The 17773-nt window shown below is 68.8% G+C and carries 16 protein-coding genes; 11 read left to right on the top strand and 5 right to left on the bottom strand.

Features of this window, described 5'->3' with window-relative positions; translation table 11 throughout:
- Positions 1-114: 114 nt before the first annotated feature.
- The 3 genes from AC07NS_RS11960 to AC07NS_RS11950 all read left to right on the top strand — a co-directional run bounded on the left by AC07NS_RS11960 (position 115) and on the right by AC07NS_RS11950 (position 2060).
- Positions 115-675, top strand: coding sequence for a TlpA family protein disulfide reductase (locus tag AC07NS_RS11960; RefSeq protein ID WP_494603383.1), 561 nt, complete (start codon positions 115-117; stop codon positions 673-675).
- A gap of 28 nt (positions 676-703) precedes the next feature.
- Positions 704-958: a low temperature requirement protein A gene (locus AC07NS_RS11955; protein ID WP_494603381.1), complete on the top strand. Its 255-nt coding sequence runs from the start codon at positions 704-706 to the stop codon at positions 956-958.
- 136 nt (positions 959-1094) lie between these two features.
- A complete protein-coding gene (locus AC07NS_RS11950; protein ID WP_494603379.1) occupies positions 1095-2060 on the top strand; it encodes a bifunctional helix-turn-helix transcriptional regulator/GNAT family N-acetyltransferase in 966 nt (321 codons plus the stop codon).
- Between the two features lie 61 nt (positions 2061-2121).
- On the opposite strand, the gene AC07NS_RS11945 is transcribed toward AC07NS_RS11950, so the two are convergent.
- Complete coding sequence (locus tag AC07NS_RS11945) at positions 2122-4413, bottom strand: TonB-dependent receptor (protein WP_494603377.1); 2292 nt, start codon at positions 4411-4413, stop codon at positions 2122-2124.
- Positions 4414-4632: 219 nt separating this feature from the next.
- Here AC07NS_RS11945 and ettA point away from each other — a divergent pair, with 219 nt between their 5' ends.
- Positions 4633-6300, top strand: coding sequence for an energy-dependent translational throttle protein EttA (ettA, locus tag AC07NS_RS11940; protein ID WP_494603375.1), 1668 nt, complete (start codon positions 4633-4635; stop codon positions 6298-6300).
- A gap of 75 nt (positions 6301-6375) precedes the next feature.
- On the opposite strand, the gene AC07NS_RS11935 is transcribed toward ettA, so the two are convergent.
- From AC07NS_RS11935 to AC07NS_RS11920, 4 genes are all read right to left on the bottom strand, one after another.
- Complete coding sequence (locus tag AC07NS_RS11935; protein WP_494603373.1) at positions 6376-8328, bottom strand: M48 family metalloprotease; 1953 nt, start codon at positions 8326-8328, stop codon at positions 6376-6378.
- Positions 8328-8666, bottom strand: a complete 339-nt coding sequence (locus AC07NS_RS11930; protein WP_494603371.1) for a hypothetical protein — start codon at positions 8664-8666, stop codon at positions 8328-8330. Before AC07NS_RS11930 ends, AC07NS_RS11935 begins: the two co-directional genes overlap by 1 nt.
- Positions 8663-10525 (bottom strand): hypothetical protein, encoded by a 1863-nt coding sequence (locus AC07NS_RS11925; RefSeq protein ID WP_494603369.1) that lies wholly within the window; start codon positions 10523-10525, stop codon positions 8663-8665. The genes AC07NS_RS11930 and AC07NS_RS11925 overlap by 4 nt, the downstream gene beginning before the upstream one ends.
- 90 nt (positions 10526-10615) lie before the next feature.
- Positions 10616-11059, bottom strand: a complete 444-nt coding sequence (locus AC07NS_RS11920; protein WP_494603367.1) for a hypothetical protein — start codon at positions 11057-11059, stop codon at positions 10616-10618.
- 309 nt (positions 11060-11368) lie between these two features.
- On the opposite strand from AC07NS_RS11920, the gene AC07NS_RS11915 reads away from it, so the two are divergent.
- From AC07NS_RS11915 to AC07NS_RS11885, 7 genes are all read left to right on the top strand, one after another.
- Entirely contained in the window at positions 11369-12340 is a 972-nt protein-coding gene (locus AC07NS_RS11915) for a 2-hydroxyacid dehydrogenase (protein ID WP_494603366.1), read from the top strand.
- 38 nt (positions 12341-12378) lie between these two features.
- Positions 12379-12741, top strand: coding sequence for a VOC family protein (locus tag AC07NS_RS11910; RefSeq protein ID WP_494603364.1), 363 nt, complete (start codon positions 12379-12381; stop codon positions 12739-12741).
- Positions 12742-12891: 150 nt separating this feature from the next.
- Positions 12892-13869 (top strand): ArsR/SmtB family transcription factor, encoded by a 978-nt coding sequence (locus AC07NS_RS11905; protein ID WP_494603362.1) that lies wholly within the window; start codon positions 12892-12894, stop codon positions 13867-13869.
- Positions 13866-14822 (top strand): methylenetetrahydrofolate reductase [NAD(P)H], encoded by a 957-nt coding sequence (gene metF, locus AC07NS_RS11900; RefSeq protein ID WP_494603360.1) that lies wholly within the window; start codon positions 13866-13868, stop codon positions 14820-14822. The genes AC07NS_RS11905 and metF overlap by 4 nt, the downstream gene beginning before the upstream one ends.
- The gene (gene blaCAU / locus AC07NS_RS11895; protein WP_494603358.1) at positions 14819-15679 is read left to right on the top strand and encodes a CAU/MBL1b family subclass B3 metallo-beta-lactamase; all 861 of its coding nucleotides are present in this window, start codon (positions 14819-14821) and stop codon (positions 15677-15679) included. Before metF ends, blaCAU begins: the two co-directional genes overlap by 4 nt.
- Positions 15676-16752, top strand: a complete 1077-nt coding sequence (locus AC07NS_RS11890; RefSeq protein ID WP_494603356.1) for a homocysteine S-methyltransferase family protein — start codon at positions 15676-15678, stop codon at positions 16750-16752. Before blaCAU ends, AC07NS_RS11890 begins: the two co-directional genes overlap by 4 nt.
- A 15-nt stretch (positions 16753-16767) precedes the next feature.
- The gene (locus AC07NS_RS11885; RefSeq protein ID WP_494603354.1) at positions 16768-17772 is read left to right on the top strand and encodes a D-alanine--D-alanine ligase family protein; all 1005 of its coding nucleotides are present in this window, start codon (positions 16768-16770) and stop codon (positions 17770-17772) included.
- Position 17773: the final 1 nt, after the last annotated feature.

The raw sequence follows: 17773 nt of genomic DNA, 5'->3' as shown, positions 1-17773 counted from the left end.
CCTGTGAACGCGCTTCGTCACGGTTCGGTGGTTGTCGAGGCTGGGCGCGAGTAAGCTTGACCGCGAGCAACCCTGGCGATAACGCCGCTTGAGCAGGTGGCGTACGGAGGGGACATGCGGCGGCGCGAAGTGATGACGGCCCTGGCCGCGATGGGGGCCGGGACGGGCGCCGCCATGGGCCTGGCGACGCCGAGCCTGACCTGGGCCGGGAGCAAGCAGGCGGCCGTCGGCGACGTCGCCCCGCCGTTCTCGGTGACGACCTTCGATCGCCAGGTCATCAAGTCGAGCGAGATGGCCGGCGATGTCGTGGTGCTGAACTATTGGGCCACATGGTGCGGCCCCTGCCGCGCCGAGATGCCGGCCATGGACCAGTTCATGCGCGAGCGTAGCGGTGCGGGCCTGCGGATCTACGCCATCAGCGTCGAGGATTCGCCGCCGGAGCGCGCCCTGCGCGATCTCGCCAAGGTGCTGGCGTTCCCGCTGGCCAAGCGGCTGACCGGCAAGGGTTACGGCAAGATCGACAACGCCGTGCCGACCAGCTTCGTCATCGACCGCCAGGGCGTGGTGCGCCACGCCGACTCGGGCAGTTTCACCTACGGCAGCTTCTCGAAACTGCTGAAGCCCTTGCTGGCCGAGCCGCGTCCGGCCCTGGCCAAGCCGGCCGAGGTCGCCTAGCGGCCGAAAGGTCTGCTATGTCGGGCGCATGAGCAACGCGCCCGAAGACTTCTCCGACGACGAACTGCTGGCTCTGCTGAGCGACGACCAGCTGATCGAACTGGACCAGTCGATCGCCGACATGTTCGGCGCCGAGGGCTTGGACCGGCCCGAAGCGCTGGTGGTGCTGGCGCGGGTCTACACCATGCGCGCGGCCGAGCGCGACGAGGCCTCGGCCCTGGCCCTGCTGCAACTGGCGGCCGCCATGCGCCGCCGCGCCGAACGCCTGAAGCCGACGCAGTAGGGGTGGGCGAGGGCGTCCTTCCGCGACATCGACAACAACACCGCCGAGCCGAGCTGGCGTTCCTGACGTCGTCTTGACCGTGATACGCATAGCTAGATATATAGCATGCTATACATATTCTGGCAGGATAGCGCTCATGACTTCCGACACCCTTTCCGATCTCGGCGTGCTGTTCCTGGGCAGCCGGCTGAAGCGCCTGGGCGAGCGGTTGCAGACCGAGGCGGGGGCGATCCTGCAGGCGATGGATCTGCCGGTGCAGCCGGCCCAGCAGCCGCTGCTGGCGGTGCTGCGCCGCGAGGGGCCGCGCAACGTGGGAGCCATCGCCCAGCACCTGCGCATCAGCCAGCCCACCGCCACACGCGCTTTGCAGGCGCTGATCGAGCAGGGGCTGGTCGAGGCCAGCAGGGAAGGGCGTGACCAGCGTCACAAGCTGCTGTCCCTGACCCCCGCCGGCGAGGTCCTGATGGACCGGTTGGAGCGGGATCTCTGGCCGCGGGTGGAGGCCGCCGCCGGGTCTCTGTGCGGCGGACGTCATCAAGAACTGATGGCCGCTCTCGCCGAAATCGAGGCCGAACTGGACCGACGCTCGTTGACGGACCGCACCCTGACCGACCGCACCCTGGCGCCGCCGATGACCGTGCGCGACTTCTCCGACGAGCTGGCCGAGCCGTTCCATCGCATCAACGCCGAATGGATCGAGGAGATGTTCGCGCTGGAGGCCAACGACGTCGACCTGCTGTCCAACCCGCGCGAGCGGATCATCGACAAGGGCGGGGCGATCCTGTTCGCCCAGACGCCCGACCTGGGCGTGGTCGGGACCTGCGCGCTGATGAAGTCCAAGGACGGCTGGTTCGAGCTGACCAAGATGGCGGTGTCGAAGTCGGCGCGCGGCCGTAAGGTCGGCGAGTTCCTGCTGGCCGAGGTGATCAGGCGGGCGAAGGCGATGGGGGCGAGCGAGAAGCTCTACTTGCTGACCAACACCAAGTGCGGTCCCGCCGTGCACCTCTACGAGAAGCTGGGCTTCGAACACGACGCCGAGGTGATGGCCCTGTTCGGCGCGCGCTACGAGCGCTGCGACGTGGCCATGCGGTTGAAGGGTTAGAACGAAAACGCGGCCGGGAGTCGCCTCCCGGCCGCGCGTCTTTCAGGTGCGAAGGCGAGTCTTAGAACGCCTTCTTGATGGTCACGAAGCCCTGGCGGGGCGCGCCCGGCAGCAGGGTCATGGCCGTGCCGGCGGTGTCGTTGTTGACGAAGCCGCCCGAGCCGACGGTCGAGATGTAGTCCTCGTCGAACAGGTTGGTGACGTTGGCCTGGATCTCGAGGCCCTTGGTCCAGCCCTCGCCGTCGAAGCTGTAGCCGAGGGTGAGGTCGGCCACGGTGGCGCTGTCGACCTTCCCGCCGATGTTCTCGTAGGTGTAGTAGCGCTCGCCGGTGTAGCTGACGCCGAGCTTGGCGTAGAAGCCGGCCTGCTCGAACTTCACCTCGCCCTTGAAGATGTTCTCGGGCGTGTCGACCACGGTCTTGCCCGCGGTGTGGGCGACGACGGCGCCGCTGCCGTTGATGACGTCGTCCTGGTATTCCGACTTGTTGTGAGTGTAGGCGGCGTAGACCGACCAGGCGTCGCTGACGCGGTATTCGCCGGCCAGCTCCAGGCCTTGGGTCTTCACCGAGCCGACGTTCGACAGCACGGCCGGCAGGCCCAGGATCGGCGAGGCCGTCGAGGCGCTGAGCAGGCGGTCCTCGAAGTTGACGTCATAGACCGCGACCACGCCCTGGAACGGACCGCGGTGATAGCGGGCGCCGGCTTCGAAGGTCTTGGAGCTTTCCGGGTTCAGGGTCTTGGCGACGTAGTCGACGACCGTCTGGCTCTGTGAGGCGAACGGGCCGGCCGTCGCCGCCGAGACGTAGGCGGCCATGTTCTCGGTATAGCCGCCGAAGAACTCGACGCCGCTGCCCAGGTCGTAGACGAAGCCGACCTGCGGCAGGAACGTGTCCTTGCTCTCGATCTTGCCCGACAGCGCGCTGCCGACCACGGTCTCGACGCTGTTTTCGACCTTCACCGCCTTGAAGCCGAAGTTGATCTTCAGGGCTTCGGTGACGGCCCAGCTGTCTTCGATGTGGCCGGTCAGGGTCTTGGTCTCGAAGCGGTACTGCCACTGGGTGGCGAAGGGGTTGGCCTGGAAGTCCAGCGGGTCGCGAGACGGTGCCGAGGCGGTCTCGGCGTAGAACCGGCGGGCCTGGTTGAAGTGGTTGGTTTCGGTCCAGAAGCCGCCGCTGATGGTGTGGGCGCCCAGCTCGACCGACAGGCCGGCGATCAGGCCGCCGCGGTCGATGTCGTATTCGGTGGTGCGGATCGACAGCGGGGCGGCGTTCGAGCCGATCGTGCCGAAGCCGGGGCTGGCCAGGTACGGCGTGTACCAAAGGCCCTGGCCCTGGTTCTTGTGCTGGTAGGCGGTGGCGTCGAACTTCACGCGCTCGCCGATCGGCAGGCTGAGGCTGGCCCCGTAGAGGTCGTCGTCACGGATGCCGGCGCCGGCGTAGTAGGCGTCGTCGACCGAGGTGAACGGCGAGGGCAGGGCGGTTCCGGTCTGGTAGGCGCGGGCGGCGGCGATCGCCAGGGCCCAGTTGGGCTGGGTGTTGTCCCAGTCGCGGCCGAGACGCTTGATCATCTCGAACGACATGTCCTGGTAGTCTTGCTCGCGGCGTTCCGAGCGGTGGTAGAAGCCGGTCAGTTCGCCTTCGCCGATCGGCAGCACGGCCTTGGCGTCGTACTGGCGCTGCTTCTGCTCGCCGCCGCCCTTCCACTTGTCGCTCTTCTGGTCGGCGATCGAGACGTAGGCGCGCAGGCCGCCCAGTTGCTCGATGGCGCCGGTTTCGAAGCGGCCGAACACCCGGTGCATGGCTTCGGAGCCGCCGGTGACGTTCAGCTGGCCGCCGAGCGTTTCGGACGGATCGCGCGAGAAGAATTGCAGCGTGCCGCCCAGGTTCGAGGTCGAGGCCACGCCCAGCGCGCCGGCGCCCTGGGCCAGTTCGACCTTGCCGATGTTCTCGCTGGCGACGGCGCGGCTGATGTGCAGGCCGTTGTGGTTGCCGTAGCTCATGTCGCCCAGCGGCACGCCGTCCAGGGTGAAGCCCAGCTGGTTCTGGTTGAAGCCGCGGATCGAGATGCGAGTCGACCACTCGTAGGCGCCGAAGGCGTCGGCCGACTGGAACGACACGCCGGGCAGCTTGGCGATCGCCTTCAGCGGGCTGGAACCGGAGGCTTCCAGGGCCAGGGCGGCGTCGTTGACGGTCTGGACCTGGCGGCTCTGGCCCTGGCCGATGACGATGACGGCGTCGACTTCGGTGGCCGCATCGGCGGCCGGCGCGGGTTCGGCCGGGGTTTCGGCGGCGAGGGCGGGAGCGGCCAGCAGGAGCGCGCCGAAGGCGGCGCTCAGCAGAAGAGCGGATTTCATCTGAACTATCCCCTAGTGCGCCGAGGGCGGGGAGGCCGCCGGGGCGCGTCTAGTGGGCTCGCCTAACGTTGATCGACGACACCGCCGCGACGGTTATTTGTCGTCTCGCCGACAGTCTGGCGACGAATGCGTGAAGGGGTCGCGATTGCGCAAATCGCCCCCAACCGCTATTTGAGCGCCCGACCCCCGCACCCCGACCCGAGAGACGAAAAGCCCCTCATGGCGCAGCAATACATTTTCCAGATGCAGGGCCTGACCAAGGCCTATCCCGGCGGCAAGAAGGTCTTCGAGAACATCTGGCTGTCGTTCTACTCCGACGCCAAGATCGGCGTCGTGGGCGTCAACGGCTCGGGTAAGTCCACCCTGCTGAAGGTGATGGCCGGCCTCGACAAGGAATTCTCGGGCGAGGCCAAGGCCGCCGACGGCGTCAAGCGCGGCTACCTCCCGCAGGAGCCGGTGCTGGACCCGACCAAGGACGTCTGGGGCAATGTCATCGCCGACTGCGAAGACAAGCACGTCTTCGACAAGTACAACGCCCTCGCGGTTCAGCTCGGTGAGGAATACACCGACGAACTGATGGAGGAGATGACCAAGCTCCAGGAGATCATCGACGCCAAGGATCTGTGGGACATCGATTCCAAGATCGAGATGGCGATCGACGCCCTGCGCTGCCCGCCCAACGACAGCAACATCGAAAGCCTGTCGGGCGGTGAAAAGCGCCGCATCGCCCTGGCCCGCCTGCTGCTCAGCAAGCCCGACATGCTGCTGCTCGACGAACCGACCAACCACCTGGACGCCGAGTCGGTGGCCTGGCTGCAGCACCACCTGGAAGAGTTCCCGGGCTGCGTCATCCTGGTGACCCACGACCGCTACTTCCTGGATCAGGTCACCAAGTGGACCCTGGAACTGGATCGCGGCAAGGGCATCCCCTACGAGGGCAACTACTCCGGCTGGCTGGAGCAGAAGCAGAAGCGCGTCGTCCAGGAGCAGTCGGAATCCGAAGCCCGCCAGCGCGCGCTCACCCGCGAACTGGAATGGGTCCGCTCCTCGCCCAAGGCCCGCCAGTCCAAGTCGAAGGCCCGCCTGGCCTCGTACGACGAAATGGTCGCCGCGCAGGAGAACGCCCGCGCCGCCCAGACCCAGGCCCACATCCAGATCCCGCCCGGCCCGCGCCTGGGCAACCTGGTGCTGGAAGTCACCGGCCTGGAGAAGGAATACGGCGACAAGGTGCTGTTCAAGGACCTGTCGTTCCGCCTGCCGCCGAACGGCATCGTCGGCGTCATCGGCCCGAACGGCGCCGGCAAGTCGACGCTCTTCAAGCTGATCACCGGCCGCGAGCAGCCCGACCAAGGCACGGTCAAGGTCGGCGAGACCGTGAAGCTGTCCTATGTCGACCAGTCGCGCGACGCCCTCGACCCGAACAAGACCATCTGGGAAGAGATCAGCGGCGGCACCGACGTGATGGTGGTCGGCAAGCGCGAGATCAACAGCCGCGCCTACGTGGGCTCGTTCAACTTCAAGGGCGGCGACCAGCAGAAGAAGGTCGGCCTGCTGTCGGGTGGTGAGCGCAACCGCGTCCACCTGGCCAAGACCCTGGCCACCGGCGGCAACCTGCTGCTGCTCGACGAACCGACCAACGACCTGGACATCGAAACCCTGCAGGCCCTGGAAGAGGCGCTGGAAGAGTTCGCCGGCTGCGCCGTGGTCATCAGCCACGATCGCTGGTTCCTGGACCGCCTGGCGACCCACATCCTGGCCTTCGAAGGCGACAGCCACGTCGAATGGTTCGAAGGCAACTTCGAGATGTACGAGGAAGACAAGAAGCGCCGCCTGGGCGCCGACAGCCTGATCCCCAAGCGGATCAAGTTCCAGAAGTTCGCCCGCTAAGCGCGGGGGACTTCGGTCGAGACGATCGCGGGCGGCTCCTTCCGGAGCCGCCCGTTTTCGTGTCCGGCCCCGATTTCAGGGTCGGCTGAACAGGCCTTCGAACAGCGACGGTATGGTGGGCTGGCCGCGCGCGGTGTCGCCCTTGGCGCTGTTGGGCGTGACGCCGAAGTAGCTGTTATCCTCGAATTCCTTCACCTGGGCGGCGGTCAGCTTGCTCATGTCGACGTCCTTGGCCGCGTGCTGGCAGTCGAACATCAACTCCTCGCGTTCGGTGCGGCGGCAGGCTTCCAGCAGGGGCGGCATGGCCTTGAACTGGCGGCTTCGGGCCAGGATGCGGATCTCTTCGGGCAGGAAGAAGTCCGGATCGCCGCTCTTGATCTTGCCCTCGTCGATGACCGGGCGGGCGGCGGCGGTCCGGCCCAGCTTGGAGTAGGAACGCGCAAGCTCGCGATAGACATCGGGGGCGGCGTTGGGCGAACGCCGCGCCACCTCCAGGTGCTCCACGGCCTCGCCATAGCGCCCGTCCTGCATCTCAATGCGGGCGGCCACGAAGCGGACCCAGGCCTCGCGCGAGAACTGCGGCTGGTTCAGCGCCACGGCGATCTCGGTCCGGGCCCGGACGAGGTCGCCGGCCAGGATGAATTTCTGGGCCTGGTTGGCGGCGCGGGCCGCGTTCAGGCCGCGCCTCAGTTCGGGGAGGCGGGTGATGCTTTCGACCTCGACGCTGGTCATCTCGCTGGTCGGGGCGATCTGCGGTCTGGTGTAGGCCGTCCCTCGGTAGCGATCCATGCCCTCGGCGCGGGCGTCGGCGGCGCGGTGCTTGCGCTTGAGCCAATCGGCGCCCTGCTTCTTCAGACCCTCCCAAAGGGAGTCGAGGGCCACGCCGCCGACGGTCTTGGCTGCCGCCCCGAACTGGCTTTGCTGGATGGCGTTCTGGTAGCGGGGGTCGGCCAGTGTGGCCGACATCTGCTTTTGCATGTCCGCGGCAGCCGCCGCAAAGCGATCCTCCATGCTCTTCTCGCCCTTCCCGATCCTGGTGATGGCGTAGTCGGTGCGCGGCACGTAGCCGGCAAGGGCGGTGAGGTCGAAGCCGATGGCGTCGGCTTCGTCTTCCTGGATGCGGCCCCAGTAGGGCGTGGCGACTTCCTCCACCACGAAGCGGAGGTTGCGGTGCAGTTCCTTCGATTCCTCGATCTTGCGGCGCATCTCGTCGGTGGCGCCGGGCTCGGCGTAGTTCATGCGGGCGTCGAAGACCACGCCGCGCTGATAGAGGCTGAAGGCCGAGCGCATGGTGCCCAGGCGCCCCTGCATGACCTCGTCGCGCCGGGCGTGATCCATGGCCAGATGGGCGTACTCGTGGCCCAGCAGCCAGTAGAGGTCGTTGTCCATCAGGTCTTTGGTCGGTTCGCCGTTTTCGCCTTCGAAGACGCCGAGCCAGACGGTCAGGGTGTTGTCGACGCGCGCCTCGGCGTTGAAGGGCATGTTGGCGCTGATCAGCACCTTGGGGCGCGGTCCGTTGGGATAGGGCCAGGCGTCGGCGATGCGATCGACCATGGCCTGCAGGCGCTTCTGGGTCTGGGGCATCGAGAACAGCGAAGGGCGCATGTCGCCCCGGACGTCGGCCTGCTCGGCCAGGGCCTTGACCCGGTTGCGGGCGGAGGGATCGACCGGCGCGCGCTCGACCTGGACCTTGGCTGCGGTCGCGGGCAGGCAGGTGAACACGCCGTCGTCGCCGCTGATCGAGAAGGTGTCGAATCCGACGCTGCGGATGCTGGTCATCACCCCGCGCAGGCGGCCTCGCGACTTGCCCTCGGCCTCCGGCGCTCGGGCGGCGGCGCATTTGGCCAGCAGGGCCGTGGCGGGCGGCGGCGGGGGCGGCTGCCGATAGGGCGGTTCGGCCGGAGCGGCGGGAGCCGCCGCCGCCGGCCTGGCGGCGGCCGGGCGCCTGCGGGTCTGGGCCCAGGCGTCGGCCGAGGGGGCGGCGACGGAAATGGCGACCACCGCCGCCGATAGAGCGCGAAGGCGCATCAGCACCCCGCTCCGCGCGAACCGGCGTTCGACGAGCCCGTGGGGCGGTCGGGGGAGCGCAGGCCGGTCAGGCCGCAGCCGCCGTCGGTGGTCGGGACCTGCATCACGTAATAGGCGTTGCCGGCGGCGTCCCTCAGGGTGATGCAGCCAGCCTTCTTCTGGACGGTCTCGTCAACCGTGAGCGGCGGCAGCTTGCTGACCTGCGCCTTCTCGCCGGAGATGCAGTTCTTGTCGTAGAGCTTCACCGTCGGGCCGTTGAACTTGACGGGTTCTGCGGCGGCCGGCGCGGCGAGGGCCGTCGCGGCCGCGAGGCCGGCGAGGTGGCTGAGGCGGATCATGGCGCGGTCTCCAGTTCGGGTTTTGACGAGGCGGGCGGCGCCCCTTCGGCCGGTGCGTCCGGCGGTGCGGGCGGGGGCGGCTTGGGCTTTCGCAGGCGCTTGAGGCGGCGAACGGCGAGGCGCAGCACGGCGGCGACGAACCGTCCGGCGCGGCGCGCGACGAAGGTGGCGATCCGTACGGCCAGGCGCGCGATGCGGATCGCGCCTTCGACCGACCAGAGGCTGACCGCGCCGTCGAGCATGATGAAGCCGAACAGCCCGACCACGTTGACCGGCGCCCAGTGCAGGGCCTGGGTCAGTCCGACGGCTCCGGCCAGCAGCAGCACGCACAGGGCGAAGGCCAGCGTCGAGAGCCCGTAGACCCGCCGAGTCGAGAGGTCGCCCCGGGAGATGCGTCGCCGGACCACCTCGATCATGAAGGCCACGACCAGCGCGCAGGCGAACTCGAGGATCTCGCCCCAGTCGACGCCGAAGAACGACAGCAAGGGGTCTTCGGTCAGGTCGGGAGGCTGGCGCAGCTGATCGGCGCCGTAGCGGAGCAGGTTGTCGTAGGCCATGGCGTGCAGGTGCACGCCGGCCTGCCGGCCGTGGACCACGTCCTCGACGACGTCGTTGCTGTCGGCGTAGGCCGCGCCGACCAGCACGACCTGATCACGCAGATAGCCGGTCACGTCCGGCGCTCCGGGTTCGATCAGCGCCTGTTCGAGCACGCCGTAGTCGAAAGCGGGGCTATAGGGGCAGGGGACCCGGACCGCGGCCGTCATGTCGCCGAGGGCCGAGGCCAACTGCACGCCCCCGACCTGCAGGCGGCGCAGCGGGCGGTTGGTCTCGCTGCGGCAGTCCTCCGCCGTCTTGTCGTCGGGATAGAGGCGGTGGTCGAGATCGAGCTTGCGCGTCAGCGGCAGGGAACCCCAGCGCACGACCATCTCGTCCGGAAGGTTTGGGAGGTTCGGCGCCTTGTCTTCCCTGGCGGCCAGCAGGTCATGGCAGAGGGCCTTGGCCCGTGAGGCCATGGGGGCGCCCCTCAGGCATTGGACCGCGAACAGCGCCATCGCCGGCGACAGGTCGTAGGCCTCCGATCCCATCCAGCCCGTCCGCCCTTCGCCGAGAGGGGGCAGCCGCTTCACGTAGCGGCAGACGTCGAAAAGCGCCTTGCCCCGCCCGCCCGTCGGGTCGTCCTCGCCGCCGTAGGCGGCCTGCATGGCGTCGACATAGACGTCTTTGCCGATCACCGGACGATAGACCTCGGGCAGCTTGGTCCAGCCCAGCGGCGTCAGCAGCGCGACGCCGTCCTGATCGGCCATGTCCGCCGACAGGAAGCGGCCCGCGTTGGGGCCGCACTGGTCGGGCGCGAAGGCCTTGCCCAGGATCACCGGCGTGCCGCCCGCGGCGATGATGCACCGAAGCTTGGCGAGGGGAGAGGCGCGGCATTGCTTGTCGCCCTGCCACTTGTCGGCGGCGGTGACCTGGCCGAGCACCCCCAGGAAGCGATCCCGCTCATCGGGCTGGTATTTCGACACCAGCATGTAGTCGAGAAAGATGGCCGCGGGCCGTTCCCGGGCGATGGTGACGATGACGTCGGTGTAGAAGTCGCGGGGCGGGGGCCACTCGACCTCGCCGTCGGGACCGGCGCGACGGGCCAGGGTGTAGTCGGTGATCTCGAGGACGGTGGGGCGGTCGGGCTGGTCCTGGGCGCCGCCGTCGTAGTCGGCGGCGAAGACGCGCGACACGACCCCTGCGCTATGGTCGTCGGAAGCCTGGTCCAGGCCCATCGGGTCGATGATGGCGAACAGGGCCGCGCTCACCGTCGCGAAGACGGCGATGATCAGACAAGCCAAAAGCTCGCGACGACGTTGCACTTGCAGACCCCCCTGCCTCTTCACGATAGGGGCAGAGGGGGCTCATGGTAAAGCGAATAGTCGCGCTTTAGTTGCGCCTTGGCGGTTGGTCTACTTCGGCTCTTTCGGCGGCAGGTTCGGGTCGGCGCCAGGCAGGTTCGAGCCGGGTTGCGGGGCCATGTCGTCGGGCGGCGTGCTGTTGGTCGGCGGCGTGGTCGGCATCGAGGCCGGGGCGTCGGTGGTCGGCGGATTGACCTGGGTGCTGGCCGCCGCGTCACCCGACATCGAGCCGTTCATCGAGGCGGGGGGCATCGAGGCGGGGGGCATGGTCGCCGAGGTGTCGGTCTGCATGCCGACAGCCGCCTCGCCGGCCCACCAGTCCTTGGCCGCGCGCTGCTTGGGCGAGGCCTTCAGATAGGCGTCGAGCTGGCTGTAGGGGATCGGCTGCTTGGGCGCGGCCACGGCGGCGCCGGCCTTGATCTTCGGATTGGCGACGGCCGCGCCGGAGACGATCATGGCGAGCGCTGCGCCCGCCAGAAGGGGTTTCGTCAACATGGGGAGCTCTCCCTAAGGCGTCGTGCTCGGCGCCAGGGAATAAAACCCTTTCGACGTCAGGGCGTTCACAGCTTGGCCTTGCCTGTTGCGGTGCGGGAACCGGTGGTCGGCGCGGCGGGTTGTCTGCGGCAGTCCGGCCGGGGAGAGGCGTTCGCGCAAGCCGCGGCCGGACGACTTCAGATATTCGTGCGTCGCGCGCTACGTGCTGGCGCGCGGCCGCCAGAAGAGTAGCTTGTCCCTTGGAGATGATCGTCCCGCGGATCGGCGACGGAGACCTTCCGCCGCGCGCCGGGACCGGAGCCGCCGCCAATGCCCCAAACCGCTGAAAAGCGCCCTGTCGTAAAGCCCCACATCGTTCTTTCGCACGAGATGCTGCTGCCGATGCAGCCGCTGCTGGAGGGCGCCTACGAGGTGCACCGCCTGTGGGACTATCCTGATCGCCTGGCCTTCCTGGAGGGACCGGGCAAGCAGGTGCAGGCCATCGTCCACGCCGGCGAGATGGTGCTGCCGCGCGACCTGCTGTCGGAAATGCCGCGCCTGGGCCTGATCGCCTGCGTCAGCGCCGGCTATGACGGCGTCGACGTGCCCTGGTGCCGGGCCCATGGGCTGGCGGTCACCCACTCGGTCGGCCTCAACGCCGGCGACGTGGCCGACCACGCCCTGGGGCTGCTGCTGGGCGCCTGGCGGGGGATCGCCGAGGGCGACCGCCGCGTGCGCGGCGGCCGCTGGAGTTCGATGGACCGGATGGGCGCGCGCTACGGCTTGCGCGGCCGCAAGGCCGGGATCGTGGGCCTGGGCCATATCGGCGAGGCCGTCGCCCGCCGGCTGGCCGCCTTCGACGTCAAGGTCGCCTGGTGGGGGCCGCGCCCCAAGGAGACCGAATGGCCGCGCGCCGACAACCTGCTGGCCCTGGCCCGCGACAGCGACATCCTGGTGGTCTGCGCCCGGCCCGACGCCTCCAACCGTCACCTGGTCAACGCCGGGGTGATCGACGCCTTGGGGCCGCAGGGTCTGCTGGTCAACGTCTCGCGCGGGTCGCTGGTCGACGAGGACGCCCTGATCGACGCCCTGAAGACCGGCCGCCTGGGCATGGCGGCGCTCGACGTCTTCGAGCACGAGCCGACCTCGCCGGCCCGCTGGGCCGACGTGCCCCACACGGTGCTGACCCCGCATATGGCCGGCGCCACGCTCGACAGCCTGCCGGCCATGGTCAACCTGACCCTGGAGAACCTGCGCCGCTACTTCCTCGGCGAGCCCCTGGCGAGCCCGGTGGCGGCGTGATGTAGTCCCCTCTGCTCATTGCGAGTGGAGGGGAAGTCATGGCCAAGGTGCTGGGTCTGGGCGGCGTGTTCTTCAAGGCCAGCGATCCCAAGGCGCTGGCCGACTGGTACGCGCGGGTGCTCGGCTTCAAGATCGAGGAGTGGGGCGGGGCGGTGTTCGAGCCTTCGAAGAAGCCGTTCACCGGCAACTGGTCGCCGTTCCCCGCGGACACCCGCTATTTCGAGCCGTCGGCCGCGCCGTTCATGGTCAATTTCGTGGTCGACGACCTGGAGGGCGTGCTGGCCAAGGCCGCCGCGGCGGGCGTCGAGCCGACCGGCCGCCAGGACGAGGGCTATGGCAAGTTCGCCTGGCTGGTCGATCCCGAAGGAATGAAGATCGAGCTGTGGCAGCCGGCCGAATAGGCGCGGGGCGGGCAGGGGAAGATTTATCCCCTGCGCCGTGCGTTTGGAGCGTCGGCGGGGCTTTTTGATCTCCGCGCGGCGGGATAAGGACGGCCGTCGCAGCGTAGAAACCGCTTGCCAAATCGGACATAAAGATATCTTTATGTCCCTATGGCGCTATCGAGCGAACAGGTTGTCGACGTTTTGCGCGCGGCGGGCGAAAGCACCCGTCTGCGCATCCTCGCGCTGCTGGCGGCGGACGAGCTTTCGGTGCTCGAACTGTGCCGGATCCTCGACCAGAGCCAGCCGCGCGTCTCCCGCCACCTGAAGCTTCTGGCCGAGGCCGGACTGGTCGAGCGCTTTCCTGACGGCGCCTGGGTGTTCTACCGCCTGGCGGGAACCTCGGGCGGCGGGGCGGTGGTGGCTTCGGCCCTGGGGCTGATCGACCGCGACGACGCCGTCATCCAGGCCGACGCCGGCCAGCTGGCCGCAGTGCGAGCCGAGCGCTCGGCCGGCGCCCAGGCCTATTTCGCCCGCAACGCCGCGCGCTGGAACGAGATCCGCTCGCTCTATGTCGACGAGCAGGAGGTCGAGGCGGCCATCCTGCGGGCGATCGGCGAAGGGCCGTTCGACGAGATGGTCGATCTGGGCGCGGGCGCTGGCCGCATGCTCACCCTGCTGGGCAAGCGGGTGGTCAACGCCCTGGGCCTCGACTTGTCGCAGCAGATGCTCAACATCGCCCGCGACGAGGTGGCCAAGGCCGGCCTCACGGCCTGCGAGCTGCGCCACGGCGACATCTTCGACACCGGCCTGCCGGGCGGCTGCGCCGACCTCGTCACCGTCCACCAGGTGCTGCACTATCTGGGCGATCCCGCCGCCGCCGTGGGCGAGGCCGCGCGCCTGGTCGCGCCCGGCGGCCTGCTGCTGATCGCCGACTTCGCCCCGCACGACCACGAGTTCCTGCGCGAGGCCCACCAGCATCGCCGCCTGGGCTTCGCCGACGACGAGATCTTGCCGTGGATCACGGCCGCGGGCCTGGTCGCCGAAGCCAATATCGCCCTGCCGCCGACCACGGCCGAGGGGCTCACCGTGAAGATCTGGACCGCGCGCCGCCCGGCGGCCGCGCTCGCCGAAAGGACCGCCGCATGACCCTGCCGCCCACCCGCCGCGTCATCGGTCCCGTCGCCCGCGCCGGCGAGCGCCCCGTCGGCGCCGTGCGTCCGCGCGTCTCGTTCGAGTTCTTTCCTCCCAAGACCGAGAAGATGGAAGCCAGCCTGTGGGAGGCGATCACCCGTCTGGCCCCGCTGGACCCGGCCTTCGTGTCGGTGACCTACGGCGCCGGCGGCTCGACCCGCGAACGCACCCACCGCACCGTCAAGCGCATCCTCGACGAGACCAGCCTGAAGCCGGCCGCCCACCTGACCTGCGTCGGCGCCAGCCGCGCCGAGGTCGACGAGGTGATCCACGACTACTGGGACATCGGCGTGCGCCACATCGTTTCGCTGCGCGGCGACCCGCCTCCCGGCGAGGGCGGCATCGGCGGCGTCTATGTTCCGCGCGAGGACGGCTACAGGAACGCCACCGAGCTGACGGCGGCCCTGCGCGGGATCGCGCCGTTCGAGGTGCTGGTCGGGGTCTATCCCGAGAAGCACCCCGAGAGCCCCTCGCTCGACCACGACATCGAGGTGCTGAAGGCCAAGGTCGACGCCGGCGCGACCCTGGGCATCAGCCAGTTCTTCTTCGACATCGACGCCTTCCTGCGTTTCGTCGACAAGGCCCGCGCGGCCGGGATCACGATCCCGATCGTGCCGGGGATCATGCCGGTGACCAACTTCAACGGCCTGAAGAAGATGTCGGTGGCCTGCCAGACCTCGGTGCCGTCGTGGCTGGCCAACCTGTTCGACGGGCTGGACGAGGATCCCGAGACCCGGCGCCTGATCGCCTGCTCGGTGGCCGCCGAGATGTGCGCCAAGCTGCAGGAGCAGGGCTTCAACGACTTCCACTTCTACACCCTGAACCGGGCCGACCTGGTCTACGCCATCTGCCGCGTGCTGGGCGTGCGCGAGACCGCGCCGGCCCCGGCGGCGGAGGCCGCGGCGTGAAGCGGATCCTGACCCTCGCCCTGGCCCTGGGGCTGGCTGGGCTTTCCCCGGCCGGCGCGCAGGACAACGCCTCCTGGACCAAGCCGAACCGGCCCTACCGGGTGGTGGGCAACATCTATTACGTCGGCTCCGAGGGGCTGTCGGCCTGGCTGATCACCTCGCCGGAAGGCCACGTGGTGCTGGACGGCGGCCCGTCGGCCGAGGGCGGCAAGCTGATCGAGCGCAACATCCAGTCGCTGGGCTTCAAGCTCACCGACGTGAAGGTGCTGATCAACACCCACGCCCACTTCGACCACGCCGGGGGCCTGGCCCAACTGAAGGCCGACACCGGCGCCAAGGTCTGGGCCTCGCGCGCCGACAAGCCGGCCCTGGAGAAGGGCCAGCACTTTGGCGACAACGCCAACGGCCTTACCCAATTTCCGGCCGTGAAGGTCGACAAGGCGTTCGGCGACGAGACCAAGCTGAAGATGGGCGGGACCACCCTGGTCGCTCACCTGACGCCCGGCCACACCGTCGGCTGCACCACTTGGACCACCCAGGTGGTCGAGAAGGACCGGCCGCTGAACGTGACCTTCCCGTGCTCGCTGTCGGTGGCCGGCAACGTGCTGGTCGGCAACAAGACCCACAAGACCATCGTCGCCGACTATCGGGCCAGCTTCGCGACCCTGCGGACGCTGCCGACCGACGTCATGCTGCCCAGCCACGAGGAGCAGGGCGGCCTGCTGGCCAAGCGCCAGAAGCAGCTGCGCGGCGACGCCGACGCCTTCGTCGATCCGGCCGAATTGGGCCGCTTCGTCAACGCCTCCGAGACGGCGTTCAACAAGGAACTCGCGCGCCAGCAAGGAGCCGCGAAATGACCGACCTGACCATCCGCGCCAACCGTGTGGCCGCCCTGAAGGCCGCCGCCAAGGAACGTATCCTGATCCTCGACGGCTCCTGGGGCGTGATGTTCCAGAAGAAGAAGCTGAGCGAGGCCGACTACCGCGCCGAACGCTTCGCCGACTTCGACGGCCAGATGAAGGGCAACAACGACATCCTGTGCCTGACCCGGCCGGATCTCGTGGCCGAGCTTCACGACGCCTATTTCGCGGCCGGCGCCGACATCTCCGAGACCAACACCTTCTCGGGCACCACCATCGCCCAGGCCGACTATCGGCTGGGCGAACAGGACGTCTGGGACATCAACCTGGAAGGCGCGAAAATCGGCCGCCAGGTCGCCGATCGCTGGAACGCTGAAAACCCCGACCGTCCGAAGTTCATCGCCGGCTCGATCGGGCCGCTGAACGTCATGCTATCGATGTCGTCGGACGTGAACGATCCAGGCGCGCGCAAGGTGACCTTCGACCAGGTCTACCAGGCCTATCGCCAGCAGGTGGACGCCCTCTACCAGGGCGGGGTCGACCTCTTCCTGATCGAGACGATCACCGACACCCTGAACTGCAAGGCCGCCATCAAGGCGATCCTCGACTGGCGCGACGAGGGCCACGAGGAGCTGCCGATCTGGATCAGCGGCACGATCACCGACCGCTCGGGCCGCACCCTGTCGGGCCAGACGGCCGAGGCGTTCTGGAACTCGATCAAGCACTGCAAGCCGTTCGCGGTCGGCTTCAACTGCGCCCTGGGCGCCGACCTGATGCGTCCGCACATCGCCGAGATGGCCCGCATCGCCGATACGCTCGTGGCGGCCTATCCCAACGCCGGCCTGCCCAACGCCATGGGCGAGTACGACGAGGAGCCGCACGAGACCGGCCACGCCCTGCACGAATGGGCCAAGGACGGTCTGGTCAACATTCTGGGCGGCTGCTGCGGCACCACCCCCGACCACATCCGCCACGTGGCCGACGAGGTGCGCGGCGTCGCGCCCCGCGCCATCCCCGAGCGCCCGAAGGCCATGCGCCTGTCGGGCCTCGAACCCTTCGAACTGGCCTGATCGAGTACGAGACCGATGCGCACCACCATCCTTTTCGGCGGCCCCAGCCGCGAGCGTCTCGTGGCCGTGGCCAGCGCCCAGAGCCTGACCCGGCAGCTGCCGGACGCCGACCTGTGGTTCTGGGCGCCGGACGGCCAGGTCTATCCGGCCAGCCAGGCCGTGCTGCTGGGCCACGATCGTCCGTTCGAGCTCGATTTGCCGACCGAAGGCGCGCCGATCGGCGACATCGAGACGGCGCTGGACGTCGCCGCCCGCGAGGACCGCGCCCTGCTGCTGAGCCTGCACGGCGGCTTCGCCGAGGACGGCGGCCTGCAGAAGCTGTGCGAGGCGCGGGGCGTCGCCTTCACCGGCTCGGGCTCGCACGCCAGCTGGCTGGCGTTCAGCAAGACGCGGGCGAAGGACGTGGTCGCGCAGGCCGGCGTCTCGGTTCCCCAGAACATCGCGCCCGAAGACGCGCAGGCGGCGCTGACCAAGTACGGCCGCCTGATCGCCAAGCCGTCGGAGGACGGCTCCAGCTACGGCCTGATCTTCGTCGACACGTCGGCTGACCTGGACGCGGCCCTGAAGGCGGCGACCGAGCAGGCCTATGTCATCGAGCCTTTCGTGCAGGGGCTGGAATCGACCTGCGGCGTGCTGGAACTGGCCAGCGGCGAACTGATCGCCCTGCCGCCGGTGGAGATCCGCCCGTCGGCCGGCAAGTTCGACTACAAGTCCAAGTACCTGGCCAAGGACACCGAGGAGATCTGCCCGGCCACCTTCGCGCCGGAGATCAACGCCGCCCTGCAGGACCAGGCGCTGAAGGCCCACAAGGCCCTGGGCTGCCGCGGCTATTCGCGTTCGGACTTCATCGTCTCCGAGCACGGCCTCGTCTATCTGGAGACCAACACCCTGCCGGGCCTGACCGCCTCGTCGCTCTATCCCAAGGCGCTGAAGGCGCAGGGGATCGATGTCGCGGACTTCCTTCGGGGCCAGCTGGCCCTGGCCGAGGCGCGCGCCAAGCAAGCCGCGACGGCGGCCTGAC

It is taken from the genome of Caulobacter sp. GW821-FHT10A10 (assembly GCF_059415745.1).
Note: the sequence above shows the minus strand (reverse complement) of the source record. Positions and strands in the feature narration are given on the sequence as shown.